The sequence below is a fragment of the Xanthomonas sp. NCPPB 3570 genome (genome assembly GCF_056725115.1).
The window spans coordinates 3,685,573-3,698,313 of the sequence record NZ_CM161513.1 but is presented as its reverse complement, the minus strand read 5'-3'; the positions used below and the strand labels follow the sequence as shown (position 1 = coordinate 3,698,313).

General features: G+C 67.1%; 11 protein-coding genes. 9 read left to right on the top strand and 2 right to left on the bottom strand.

What is annotated here, in order from left to right:
- Positions 1–72 precede the first annotated feature (72 nt).
- The 3 genes from AC1PLR_RS15925 (at position 73) to AC1PLR_RS15915 (ending at position 2,987) form a co-directional block, all read left to right on the top strand.
- Positions 73–1,011, top strand: a complete 939-nt coding sequence (locus tag AC1PLR_RS15925) for a nucleoside hydrolase (RefSeq protein WP_481101618.1) — start codon at positions 73–75, stop codon at positions 1,009–1,011.
- Between the two features lie 153 nt (positions 1,012–1,164).
- Positions 1,165–1,407 (top strand): type B 50S ribosomal protein L31, encoded by a 243-nt coding sequence (locus AC1PLR_RS15920; protein ID WP_010341537.1) that lies wholly within the window; start codon positions 1,165–1,167, stop codon positions 1,405–1,407.
- Positions 1,408–1,697: 290 nt separating this feature from the next.
- The gene (locus AC1PLR_RS15915; protein ID WP_152236123.1) at positions 1,698–2,987 is read left to right on the top strand and encodes a citrate synthase; all 1,290 of its coding nucleotides are present in this window, start codon (positions 1,698–1,700) and stop codon (positions 2,985–2,987) included.
- A gap of 157 nt (positions 2,988–3,144) precedes the next feature.
- Here the strand turns inward: AC1PLR_RS15915 and AC1PLR_RS15910 are convergent, their stop codons facing one another.
- Together AC1PLR_RS15910 and AC1PLR_RS15905 are read right to left on the bottom strand one after the other, a co-directional pair.
- Entirely contained in the window at positions 3,145–3,789 is a 645-nt protein-coding gene (locus tag AC1PLR_RS15910; RefSeq protein ID WP_010341535.1) for a hypothetical protein, read from the bottom strand.
- A 153-nt stretch (positions 3,790–3,942) separates the two neighbouring features.
- Entirely contained in the window at positions 3,943–6,369 is a 2,427-nt protein-coding gene (locus AC1PLR_RS15905; RefSeq protein ID WP_010341534.1) for a penicillin-binding protein 1A, read from the bottom strand.
- Between the two features lie 218 nt (positions 6,370–6,587).
- Here AC1PLR_RS15905 and AC1PLR_RS15900 point away from each other — a divergent pair, with 218 nt between their 5' ends.
- The 6 genes from AC1PLR_RS15900 to AC1PLR_RS15875 all read left to right on the top strand — a co-directional run bounded on the left by AC1PLR_RS15900 (position 6,588) and on the right by AC1PLR_RS15875 (position 12,716).
- Positions 6,588–7,646 (top strand): pilus assembly protein PilM, encoded by a 1,059-nt coding sequence (locus AC1PLR_RS15900; RefSeq protein WP_010341533.1) that lies wholly within the window; start codon positions 6,588–6,590, stop codon positions 7,644–7,646.
- On the top strand, positions 7,646–8,419 hold the full coding sequence (locus AC1PLR_RS15895) for a PilN domain-containing protein (RefSeq protein ID WP_481101617.1): 774 nt from the start codon (positions 7,646–7,648) through the stop codon (positions 8,417–8,419). Before AC1PLR_RS15900 ends, AC1PLR_RS15895 begins: the two co-directional genes overlap by 1 nt.
- The gene (locus AC1PLR_RS15890) at positions 8,416–9,090 is read left to right on the top strand and encodes a type IV pilus inner membrane component PilO (RefSeq protein ID WP_010340866.1); all 675 of its coding nucleotides are present in this window, start codon (positions 8,416–8,418) and stop codon (positions 9,088–9,090) included. Before AC1PLR_RS15895 ends, AC1PLR_RS15890 begins: the two co-directional genes overlap by 4 nt.
- 14 nt (positions 9,091–9,104) lie before the next feature.
- On the top strand, positions 9,105–9,626 hold the full coding sequence (locus AC1PLR_RS15885) for a pilus assembly protein PilP (RefSeq protein ID WP_481103619.1): 522 nt from the start codon (positions 9,105–9,107) through the stop codon (positions 9,624–9,626).
- Positions 9,627–9,646: 20 nt separating this feature from the next.
- On the top strand, positions 9,647–11,545 hold the full coding sequence (locus AC1PLR_RS15880; RefSeq protein WP_481101616.1) for a type IV pilus secretin PilQ: 1,899 nt from the start codon (positions 9,647–9,649) through the stop codon (positions 11,543–11,545).
- A 151-nt stretch (positions 11,546–11,696) separates the two neighbouring features.
- Positions 11,697–12,716 carry an AAA family ATPase gene (locus tag AC1PLR_RS15875; RefSeq protein ID WP_209248807.1) on the top strand — a complete coding sequence of 340 codons (1,020 nt, stop codon included), beginning with the start codon at positions 11,697–11,699 and terminating at the stop codon, positions 12,714–12,716.
- The last annotated feature ends 25 nt before the right edge of the window (positions 12,717–12,741 follow it).

Below are 12,741 nucleotides of genomic sequence, written 5' to 3'. Positions count from 1 at the left end.
CAATCCCGTCTTCTTCCCATGCCTGCCCGGCAGTGCCAGACTCGGCGGCCGAATGGACGAGCGAAACGACGCATGAGCGACAAGATTCCCCTGTTGATCGATACCGACCCTGGCGTGGACGACGCGCTGGCGCTGTTGATGGCGTTCGCCGATCCGCGTCACGAGGTGGTCGGGCTGACCATCGCCGCCGGCAACGTCGGGCTGCGCCACACCGTGCGCAACGCGCTGAAGCTGTGCGAAGTGGCCGGGCGCGAGGATGTGCCGGTGTTCGCCGGCTGCGCCGATCCGCTGCTGCACCCGTCGGTGGACGCCGGACACGTGCATGGCCAGGACGGCTTCGGCGACGTCGACCTGCCGCCGGCCGCGCGTGGCGCCGAGGCCGAGCACGCCGCGCTGGCGATCCTGCGCCTGTCGCACCAGTACGCCGGGCGCCTGCTGCTGGTCGCGCTGGGGCCGCTGACCAACATCGCGCTGGCGCTGAAGCTGGACCCGACCCTGCCGCAGCGCATCGGCCGCTTCCTGGTGATGGGCGGGGCGATCACCTGCCACGGCAACATCACTCCGGCCGCCGAGTTCAACATCGCCTTCGACCCGGAGGCGGCACACATCGTGTTCAAGGCGTTCCCGCACATTGAGGTCGCCGACTGGGAGGCGACCGTGGCGCACGGCCTGCCGCACCGCGAGGTCGAGCAGTGGCTGGCGGTGGATGCGCCCAAGGCGCGCTTCTACGAACTGATCTCGCGCAAGACCCGGCTGTGGTCGGAAGACGCGCGCGGCGAGCACTGGTATGCCGCCGACGCACTGGCGATGGCCTGGGCGCTGCAGCCCGAGGGCGCCCAGGAGGTGCAGTCGCGGCCGATGCAGATCGAACTGTCCGGGGTGCACACCCGCGGCGCCACCCTGGTCGACTGGAACCGCCAGCTGGGCCTGCCGGACAATGCGACCATGCTCATCCGCTACGACCACGCCCGCTTCCTGGACCTGGCCCGCGCGGCGGTCGGCGCCGGCTGAGCCTGCCGATCCCGCCCAGATTCGGGCGGGATCTGGCGGGGCAGGGCGCCGCCAGCGATGTCACCGCAGCAGTCGCTACGTAAACGTTGCGTGGAGGGCGGCAGGGCTGTTATAGTTTCCCTCTTGTCCAGCAGCCACCTACGGTGCGAGCCCATGAAGGCCGACATCCATCCCCAGTACCGCGACGTCGTGTTCCACGATGTCACCTCCGATTTCAAGATCCTGACCCGTTCGACCATGTCCTCGAAAGAGACGGTCAAGTGGGAGGACGGCGAAGAGTATCCGCTGATCAAGGTCGAAATTTCCTCGGCTTCGCACCCGTTCTACACGGGCAAGCACAAGGTCATCGACACCAGCGGCCGCATCGACAAGTTCCAGAAGCGCTACGCGCGCTGATCGGAACCGTCGAACGGATGTAAAGCGACGGCCGCCTGCGCGGCCGTTTTGCTATCCGCCACATCCTGTCTTCCCGGCGTTGACGCGCCGGTGTCATCCTCCCGTGAAAGTGCGGCGAGGATGCAACGCTGTGTCGCTTTCCTGCCGCCATCGTGCAGCATGAGGGGTGAGCGACGACGCAAATGCTGCTGTGCGATAATGGCGCGATCCGTGGCGATTGCCGTGGACTTCCTTCACGCGTCTGTTCGCAACGTAATCGGACAGGCGCCTTCCATCGAGGAGCGCACACTGTGTCCGATCTTGATCAGGTCACGTTGAACGCCGGCGACAAGTCGGTCGTTCTTCCGGTACTCAAGCCCACCCTGGGCAACGATTGCGTCGACATCTCCAAGTTGACCAAGGAGACCGGTCTCTTCACCTACGACTCGGGCTTCACCGCGACCGCCAGCTGCAAGTCGGCGATCACCTACATCGACGGCGACAACGGCGTGCTGCTGTACCGCGGCTACCCGATCGAGCAGCTGGCCGAGAAGTCCAACTTCCTCGAAGTGGCCTACCTGCTGATGAACGGCGAGCTGCCCACCGCCGACGAATTCAAGAAGTTCGACCACGAAGTGACGCATCACACGATGATGCACGAGTCGCTGAAGAACTTCCTCGGCGGTTTCCGCCACGATGCGCACCCGATGGCGATGCTGGCCGGTAGCGTGGCCTCGCTGTCGGCGTTCTACCACGACACCCTCGATCTCAACGATCCGGAGCAGCGCCGCCTGGCCGCGATCCGTCTGATTGCCAAGGTGCCGACCATCGCCGCCGCCGCCTACCGCTACTCCATCGGCTGGCCGATCCGCTACCCGCGCAACAACCTCGGCTACGTCGAGCGCTTCCTGCACATGATGTTCGAGGTGCCGAGCGAGCAGCTGCAGATGAACCCGGTCGTGGCCAAGGCCCTGGACCTGCTGTTCATCCTGCACGCCGACCACGAGCAGAACGCCTCGACCTCGACCGTGCGTCTGGTCGGTTCCACCGGCGCCAACCCGTACGCCTCGGTCGCCGCCGGCATCACCGCGCTGTGGGGTCCGGCACATGGCGGCGCCAACGAAGCCGTGCTGAAGATGCTGGAAGAGATCGGTACCGCCGACAACGTCGAGAGCGCCGTGGCCAAGGCCAAGGACAAGAACTCGAGCTTCCGCCTGATGGGCTTCGGCCACCGCGTGTACAAGAACTTCGACCCGCGCGCGAAGATCATCCGCGAGATGACCCACAAGGTGCTGGGCGAGCTGGGCGTCAACGACCCGCTGCTGGAAGTGGCGCTGAAGCTGGAAGAGGCCGCGCTGAAGGACGACTACTTCGTGCAGCGCAAGCTGTACCCGAACGTCGACTTCTACTCGGGCATCATCTACAAGGCGCTGAACATTCCGGTGGAGATGTTCACCGTCATGTTCGCCATCGCCCGTACCGCCGGCTGGGTCTCGCACTGGCTGGAGCAGCAGGTCGACCCGGAAATGAAGATCGGCCGTCCGCGCCAGATCTACACCGGCTACGACAAGCGCGACTACACCAGCGCCGACAAGCGCTGATCGATCGCCTCGTCGCTGTCAGGAACGCCCCGCTCCGCGGGGCGTTTTTGTTTGCGCGGTCGAAGCGGGGAAGGGCTGGCGTCCGCCTCGCCTCGCCGCGCGCGCATGCGCCATGGCACGGCGCCCGCCGCAGCCAATGCGTGGCGTGCTGCTGCGCTCAGCCGTACTGGTAGTCGGCGATGTCCTGCTCGGTCAGCAGTTGCCGCAGTTGCGGCATCGAAGCGCGGCGCATCGGCTTCTCGTCCACCTGCGACAGCGGCGCCTGGCGCAGCGCGTCGTAGGGCAGCACGGTCAGGTCGAAGGTCAGCTCCTCGGCGGTGAACAGCCACACCGGGAAGTCCTCGCTGCGCTCGCGGTCCAGGCGCAGCCGGCGGCTGCGCAACTCGGCCGGGATGCGGTGCTCTTCGAGGAAGCGCGCCACCGCCTCGGCATCGTCGCTGTGCAGGTGCAACTGCACCGGACTGTTGGCGTCGGCGGTGCCGTCGTGCACCGGTCCGGCCAGGCGCGGCGCGAACGCGTGCAGGAAGTCCATCGCGCGCAGCGCCGCCTCGCGCCGCCGGCGCAGTTCGCCGGCATGGTCGGGGCCGGCGAACAGCCGCTGGTATTCGCGCAGGGCGTCCTCGATCTCGCTGTTGCGCGGCAGCGAGGCATCGTCGTGGATGCCCAGCCGGTCGGCGGCCTTGAGCTTGGCCTGGTGGAAGTCGCGGATGCCGCCTTCGGCCATCAGGCGGGCGGCTTCGTGCGCCAGCCGGCGGCGGCGTTCGTGCGTGCGGGTCCGGGCATGTTGCCGAGCGTGGTGCATGGAGCGCCTCCCCTCAAAGCCTGCCCCGACTGTACCGCAGCCTTGCGAAATTCGGGTGTAGCCGGCGCCGCTGCCTGAGGCGGCGTCCGCCGGGCGAGGCGCGCTCGGCGGCAACTGCCCCGGCCAGCGCCGGGGCGGGGCAGCGCGACGCGATCAGAAGATGTCGAAAGCCGCGTCGTCGGTCTTCTGGTCCTGCAGGCTTTCGTCGAACTGCTGGATGCGGTCCATGTCCTCGGTCTTGACCCACTCGGTGGCGCCGTTGAGGCTGACCTGGACCATGCCGCCAGGCGGGTCGTTGCGGGCGATCGGCTGGTCCTTCAGCGCGACCCGCATGTAGTCAATCCAGATCGGCAGCGCCGCCTTGCCGCCGTACTCGCGGTAACCCAGCGAACGGTAGTCGTCGCGGCCGACCCAGACGGTGGTCACGTACGGGCCGCCGAAGCCGGAGAACCAGGCGTCGCGGTGGTCGTTGGTGGAGCCGGTCTTGCCGCCGACGTCCTCGCGGCCGAGCACCTTGGCCGGGGTGCCGGTGCCGCGCTGGACCACGTCGCGCATCATCGACACCAACTGATAGGCGGTGCGCTCGTCGATGGCGCGCGGCGCCACCTTGGCCTCGGGGTCGGTCGGCTTCTCCGCTGCAGCCGCCGTGGCCGCGGTCTCTGCCGGCTTGGCCGCCGGCGGCGGCGTGGCCGCGCCGAAGTTGAAGCCATCCACCACCTGGCTGACCGGCGCGGCATTGCCGCCGACGCTGCCGCAGCTGCGGCAGGCGGTCAGCGGATGCTCCTGGAACAGCACCTTGCCGTCGCGGTCGGTGACCTTGTCGATGATCCAGGTGTTGACCAGCGAGCCGCCGTTGGCGAACACGGTATAGCCGCGCGCCACCGACAGCGGGGTCAGCGAGGCGGTGCCCAGCGACATCGACAGGTTCGGCGGCAGCTCGGCTTCCTGAAAGCCGAACTGGCTGATGTACTTGCGCGCGAAGTCCACGCCGATGGCGTCCAGCAGGCGCACCGAGACCAGGTTGCGCGACTGCACCAGCGCTTCGCGCAGGCGCATCGGGCCACGGAAGCCGCCGCCGTCGTTCTGCGGCGACCAGGTCTTGCCGCGGCGGTCGCGGAACACCACCGGCGCGTCGAGCACGATCGACGCCGGGTTGAAGCCCTTCTCGAATGAGGCCGCGTACAGGAACGGCTTGAAGCTGGAGCCGGGCTGGCGGCGCGCCTGGGTGGCGCGGTTGAACTTGTTGCCGGCGTAGCTGAAGCCGCCGACCATGGCACGCAGCGCGCCGTTGTTGGCGTCCAGCGAGACCAGGGCGGCCTGGCCGCGCGGGATCTGGGTGATCTCCCACTCGCCCGGCTTGTCGCCGGCCTGGATGCGCACCAGGTCGCCACGCTTGAGCAGGGTGGCCGGGCTGCGCCCGGTCCAGCGGCTGGCGGCCACCGGCAGCACCAGTTCGGTCTTGTTGGCGAGCACCACGGTGGCGCTGCCGTCGCTGCCGGTGCTGGCGACGATGCTCGGCAGCATCCCGCCCTGCACGTAGACGCCGCTCAGGTGGCTGGCCAGCGCCGCCGCATCGGCATTGGCGGGGACGTCGAAGTGCTTCTCGACGCCATGCCAGCCATGGCGACGATCGTAGACGACCAGGCCCTCGCGCACCGCATGGTTGGCCGCGGTCTGCAGGGTCGAATCGATGCTGGTGTAGACGTGGTAGCCCTTGTCCAGCACGTCGCCGCCGAAGCGCGCGATCATCTCCTGGCGCACCAGTTCGGCCACGTAGGGCGCCTCGACCTCGACCGGGCGTTCGTGCGGGGCGGCGTGCATCGGCACCGCCTTGGCCGCCTCCGCCTCGGCCGGGGTGATGAAGCCCAGTGCGGCCATGCGGCTGAGCACGTAGTTGTCGCGGCGCTGCTTGGCGCGCTCGGGGTTGCTGATCGGGTTGCCGCTGGAGGGGAACTTGGGGATGCCGGCCAGCGAGGCCATCTCGTCCAGGCTCAGCTCGTTGAGCTTCTTGCCGTAGTAGTACTCGGCGGCGGCGGCGATGCCGTAGGCGCGGTTGCCGAAGAAGCTCTTGTTCAGATACAGCTCGAAGATCTCGTCCTTGGTCAGCTCGGCCTCGATCTTGCGCGCCAGCAGGATCTCCGCCAGCTTGCGCGTGTAGCTGTATTCCGAGCTCAGGAAGAACTGACGGGCGACCTGCTGGGTGATGGTGGAGCCGCCCGGCACGCGCTTGTCGTTGGTGGTGGCCAGCAGCCACACCGCGCGGGCGATGCCCTTGTAGTCGACCCCGCCATGCTCGTAGAAGCGGGCGTCCTCGGTGGCCAGGAAGGCCTGCTTCAGCCGCTCCGGCACGTCCTTCATGGTGATGGGGTAGCGCCGGGTCTCGCCGAACAGCGCCATCAGCTTGCCGTCGCTGGAGTAGACGTACATGGGCTCCTGCAGTTCGACCTTGCGCAGGGTCTGCACGTCCGGGAGCTTGGAGGAGACGACGTAGTACAGCCCGCCTGCCACGGCGGCGCCGACCAGGCCGAGGAGGACGAACAAGACCAGCGCCCAGCGCAGCCAACGACGAAAACGGGGCATCGCGAGAGATTCCGATTGCAGATTTCTTGGGCGCAGAGTATAGAGTACGCCGGGGAACGGCTGGGGCCGGTTCCGGGGATGCGACGGGTTTGCTGCCGCAGGTCATGCCGTGACACGGATCGCGGTATGCAACCGGGCGGTTGCCAATTGCAAAAAATTTGTTATTAATGCGCTGGCGCAACATTGGCGTCCAAGTGCCCGCCGGCAGGGGAAAATCCGTGGGGCTTATCCCAAAGAGTCAGCAGCCGCTGATCGGCATCGACATCAGCTCGACCGCGGTCAAGCTGCTGCAGCTTTCGCGTAACGGCAACCGGTTCCGCGTCGAGCATTACGCCGTCGAACCCTTGCCGCCCAACGCCGTGGTCGAAAAGAACATCGTCGAGGTCGAGGCGGTGGGCGAGGCGATCCGCCGCGCCGTGACCCGGTCGGGCACCCGTGCCAAGCATGCCGCGGCTGCCGTGGCCGGTTCGGCGGTGATCACCAAGGTGATCCCGATGCCGGCCGAACTGGACGAGAACGAGCTGGAAGCCCAGGTCGAGCTGGAGGCGGTGAATTACATCCCGTACCCGATCGACGAAGTGAACCTGGATTTCGAGGTGCTGGGCGTCATCCCCAACAATCCCGAGATGGTGCAGGTGCTGCTGGCGGCCTCGCGCTCGGAGAACGTGGAACTGCGCCAGTCGGCCCTGGAACTGGGCGGCCTGGTGGCCAAGGTGATGGACGTGGAGGCCTTCGCGGTCGAGAACGCCTTCGCGCTGGTGGCCAGCGAGCTGCCGGTGGCCGCCGACGGCATCGTCGCCCTGGTCGACATCGGCGCCACCATGACCACGCTCAATGTCCTGCGCGGCGGGCGCAGCCTGTACAGCCGCGAACAGGTGTTCGGCGGCAAGCAGCTGACCGACGAAGTGATGCGCCGCTATGGCCTGACCTACGAGGAAGCCGGCATGGCCAAGCGCCAGGGCGGGCTGCCGGAGAGCTACGAGGTCGAGGTGCTGGAACCGTTCAAGGAAGCCACGGTGCAGCAGATCAGCCGCCTGCTGCAGTTCTTCTACGCCGGCAGCGAATTCAACCGGGTCGACCACATCGTCCTGGCCGGCGGCTGCGCGGCCCTGGCCGGGCTGCCGGAGATGGTGGAGGAGCAACTGGGCGTGGCCACGGTGGTCGCCAACCCGTTGGCGCAGATGACCCTGGGGCCGAAGGTGCAGGCGCATGCGCTGGCCCAGGACGCGCCGGCGCTGATGATCGCCACCGGCCTGGCGCTGAGGAGCTTCGACTGATGGCGAAGATCAATCTGCTGCCCTGGCGGGCGGAACGGCGCAAGCAGCGCGAACGCGAGTTCTACTCGATGCTTGGCCTGGCCGCGTTCGCCGGGGTGCTGCTGGCGGGGCTGATCTGGTTCTACTACGACCTGCAGATCAGCGGCCAGAACGAGCGCAACGCGTATCTGCAGACCGAGATCGAGAAGGTCCAGGCGCAGAACAAGGAAATCGACACCCTCGACGAGAAGAAGCGCCGGCTGCTGGCGCGCAAGCAGGTCATCGAGGAACTGCAAGCCAAGCGCTCGCAGATGGTGCACCTGTTCGACTCGCTGGTGCGGACCATTCCCGACGGCGTGGTGCTGACCTCGGTGAAGCAGGAGGGCGACATGCTGACCCTGGAAGGCCGCTCGCAGTCCAATGCGCGGGTCAGTACCTACATGCGCAATCTCGAAGGCTCGGGCTGGATGACCAATCCGGAGCTGACGGTGATCGAGGCCAAGGCCCAGGAGAAGGAAGCCAAGGGCCCGATCGTCGACACCAAGGCGCTGCCGTACGTGTTCACGCTGCGGGTCAAGCTGCCGGTGCCCGGCGAGAGCACCGATCCGGCGGCCGACGCGACGGCACCCGGCGGTGCGGCGACGCCGGCCGCAGCACCTGCCGGCGGCGCGCCAGGCACGCCGGCGCAGGCACCGGCAGCCCCCGCACCTGCCACGGGTAGCGCCGCCGCACCGGCGCCGGCCACCGCGCCGGCTCCCGCCGCCAAGCCAGTGCAACAGGGACCGGCGTCATGAGCAAGAAATTCAACATCAAAGAGCTGGATTTCAACAATCTCGGCAATTGGCCGCAGCAGGCCAAGATCGTGTTTTGCGTGCTGGTGACCCTGTTCATCCTGGCCATTTCCTGGTTCCTGCTGATCAGCAGCAAGAGCGACGAGTTGCAGACGCTGGAGCAGAAGGAAACCGAGCTGCGCGCCTCCTTCGAGAAGGAGCAGAGCCGTGCGGTGAACCTGCAGCCGCTGAAGCAGCAACTGGTGCAGATGGAGCAGGTGCTGCAGCAGATGCTGCGGCAGCTGCCCAGCAAGACCGAGATGCCCGACCTGATCATCGACATCTCGCAGACCGCGCTGTCCAGCGGCCTGACCAACGAGTTGTTCCAGCCGGGTCCGGAGTCGCCGAAGGAGTTCTACGCGGAGAAGCCGATCGCCCTGCGCATGGTCGGCAGCTACCACCAGTTCGGCGCCTTCGTCAGCGGTGTGGCCTCGCTACCGCGGGTGGTGATCCTGACCATGCACGACATCAACCTGAAACCACGCGACAAGAGCAACGGCATCACCGCGCGCGGCGAGCTGGAACTGTCCGGCACGGTCAAGACCTATCGCTATCTGGACGACAAGGAAATGGCCGACCAGGAACAGGCTGCGGCGGCCGCCAAGAAGGCCGGCAAGCAAGGCGGTGGCGCATGAGCCGGCAGCAACGCATGGTCAGGATTCTCGCCGCGGCCGCGCTGGCGCTGGTGCTTGGCGCCTGCGGTCGCACCATTCCCAGCACGCCGGGCGATGCGCCGAACCTGGAGAACTGGGTGAAGGAAGTGCGCGCACGACCGGCGCAGCCGCTGGAGCCGTTGCCGGTGATGCAGCAGTTCGAGACCTTCGAATATGCGGCGCAGGGCCTGCGCGATCCGTTCAGCGATGCCTGGGCGAACCCCGATGGCAGCAGCGGCCTGCGCCCGGATCCGAACCGCCGCAAGGAGCCGCTGGAACAGTTCCCGCTGGACAGCCTCAACATGGTCGGCACGCTGGGCAGCGGTGCCGGCCAGGTGGCGCTGGTGATGGCGCCGGACAAGGTGACCTACCGCGTGCGTCCGGGCGTGTACATGGGGCAGAGCGATGGCCGCGTGACCGGGGTGCACGAGGATCGCATCGATTTGATTGAACTGGTGCCGGATGGCGCCGGCGGCTGGCTGGAACGTCCCGCCTCCGTCGCGCTGGACGATCAATGATTGATTATGGGGATAGCACGATGACTTTTTCCAAAGCCCTGAGCCTGCGCCCCATCCGGCGCCACGCGACGATGCGGCTATGCGCCTTGGGGTTGGCGGCGATGCTCGGGAACGCGGTCGTCGCCATTGCGGCAACGCCTGCCGCGCCTGCTGCCGCACCTGCCGCGCCCGCGGCGGCGCCGGCCAAGCTCACGGTGTCGAAGATCGACTTCAAGCGCGGCGACGGCGGCGCGGGGCGGCTGATCCTTTCGTTCAACGGCAGCGGCGCCAGCCCGGACCTGCGCACCCAGGGCAACAACGTCGTGGTCGACGTCGGTAATGCCGTGCTGCCGCCGGAACTGCAGCGTCCGCTCAACGTCACCGACTTCGCGACCCCGGTGCAGCGCATCGATGCCAAGCCCTATGCCGGCGGTGCCGAGCTGGTGCTGAACACCAATGGCGGCTTCGAATCCCTGGCCTATCAGTCCGGGAACGAGTATGTGGTCGAGATCACCCCGCGCGCCGCCGCGCCGGCGGTGGGCGCGGTCACCGCCACCACGGTGAGCCAGGCCGCCGCGCAGGTCGCTGCCCGCGGCTACAGCGGCAAGCCGGTGACCTTCAACTTCCAGGACGTGCCGGTGCGCACGGTGCTGCAGTTGATTGCCGAGGAGTCCAATCTCAACATCGTCGCCTCCGACACCGTCCAGGGCAGCGTCACTCTGCGCCTGGTCAACGTGCCGTGGGACCAGGCGCTGGATATCGTGCTGCGCGCCAAGGGCCTGGACAAGCGCCGCGACGGCAAGGTGATCTGGGTCGCGCCGCAGCAGGAACTGGCCAAGTTCGAGCAGGACAAGGAAGACGCGCGCATCGCGATCGAGAACCGCGAGGACCTGATCACCGACTACGTGCAGATCAACTATCACAGCGCCACCGCGATCTTCAAGGCGCTGACCGAGGCCAAGGGCATAGGCGGTGGCAGCAGTGGTGGTGGCGGAAGTGGTGGTGGCAGCGGCAACAGCCAGAACGACAACGGCTTCCTGTCGCCGCGCGGGCGCATCGTCGCCGACGAGCGCACCAACACGCTGATGATCAGCGACATCCCGAAGAAGGTCGCGCAGATGCGCGAGCTGATCAACGTGATCGACCGCCCGGTCGACCAGGTGCTGATCGAAGGCCGCATCGTCATTGCGACCGATACTTTCGCGCGTGACTTGGGCGCTAAATTTGGTATTGGTGGCACCCACACCTACAGTGGAGGAAATGTCGCGACGATCGGTAGCACCGCTACCGGCGGGAATACGTCGGCCACGCGCGGGCTCAATGTCGATCTGAGCGGGAAAACCTTCACTACGCCTGCCACGTTGCCAAGCCTCGCGTACACACTGCTTGGCGCCAACTTCAATCTGGATCTCGAGCTGTCTGCCTTGCAGGAAGAAGGGCGCGGCGAAGTGATTTCCAATCCTCGCATCGTGACGTCCAACCAGCGCGAGGCGGTGATCCGCCAAGGCAAGGAAATCGGTTACGTCACCATCACCGGCGGTACCGCCGGTACTGCCGCTACCCCGAATGTGCAATTCAAGGAAGTGCTGCTGGAACTCAAGGTGACGCCGACCATTACCGACGACAACCGCATCTTCTTGAACATGAACGTGAAGAAGGATGAGGTCGACAGCTACGTGACGCTCAGCGGTTACGGTACGGTGCCCATCATCAATCGTCGCGAAATCAATACCGCGGTGCTGGTGGACGATGGACAGACCGTGGTGATCGGTGGGGTCTACGAGTTCAACGATCGCAGCAGCATCTCCAAGGTGCCGTTCCTGGGCGATGTGCCGTTCCTGGGCAACCTGTTCAAGAAGCGCGGCCGTAGCAAGGACAAGGCCGAACTGTTGATCTTCGTGACACCGAAGGTGATGCGCGTGGCCAAGCGCGCCGGCTGATCGGCGGACAAGGCGGGATCCTCCGACGGGAGAGGCGCAAGCCTCTCCCGTCGGCGTTTATGCTGCGTGGATGAGGAAATCCTGAATTCGGCGCACGCGGCGTCGGCCGCGCGCGGAACCATTTTCACCGGTGATCGGTCAGACTGCGCAAATGAACACGTCCTCCTCACCCCTCGATTCCCCGCCGGCCGCGCCCGAGCAGCAGCGCCTGCACGCCGCGTTCGTCGCCCTGCGCGACGGCCTGTCCCAGACCATCGTCGGCCAGTCGGCGCTGGTGGAACGCCTGCTGATCGCGCTGCTCGCCGACGGCCATCTGCTGGTCGAAGGCGCGCCCGGCCTGGCCAAGACCACGGCGATCCGCGCCCTGGCCTCACGCCTGGAAGCGGACTTCGCCCGCGTGCAGTTCACGCCCGACCTGCTCCCGGCCGACCTTACCGGCACCGAGGTGTGGCGTCCGCAGGAAAGCCGCTTCGAGTTCCTGCCCGGGCCGATCTTCCATCCGATCCTGCTCGCCGACGAGATCAACCGCGCACCGGCCAAGGTGCAATCGGCGCTGCTCGAAGCGATGGGCGAGCGCCAGGTCACCGTCGGCCGGCATACCTACGCGCTGCCGAAGCTGTTCCTGGTGATGGCGACGCAGAATCCGATCGAGCAGGAAGGCACCTTTCCGCTGCCGGAGGCGCAGTTGGACCGCTTCCTGATGCATGTGCGGATCGGCTATCCGGAGGCGGCCGCAGAAGCGGAGATCCTGCGCCTGGCGCGCGAGCGCGCTCGCGAGACATTGGAGGCGGGCGAGGCACCGCCGCCGCGCATGCCGCTGGAAGACGTGTTCGCGGCGCGCCGCGCGGTGCTGGCGTTGCACATGGCGCCGCCGCTGGAGCGCTATCTGATCGAACTGGTGCTGGCCTCGCGCGATGCCAGCGGCTACGACGCCGCATTGGCACGCCGTATTGCCTGGGGGGCAAGCCCGCGCGGCTCGATCGCGCTGGAGCGTTGCGCCCGCGCCCGGGCGTGGCTGGCCGGACGCGACTTCGTCACGCCCGACGACGTGCGCGCGGTCGCCGCCGATGTGCTGCGCCATCGCGTGCTGCCCAGCTACGAAGCCACCGCCGAAGGCTGGGACGGCGATCGCTTGGTCGCCGCCCTGCTGGACAAGGTGCCGCCGCCGTGAGCGGGCGCCGCCAAGCACGGCTGCT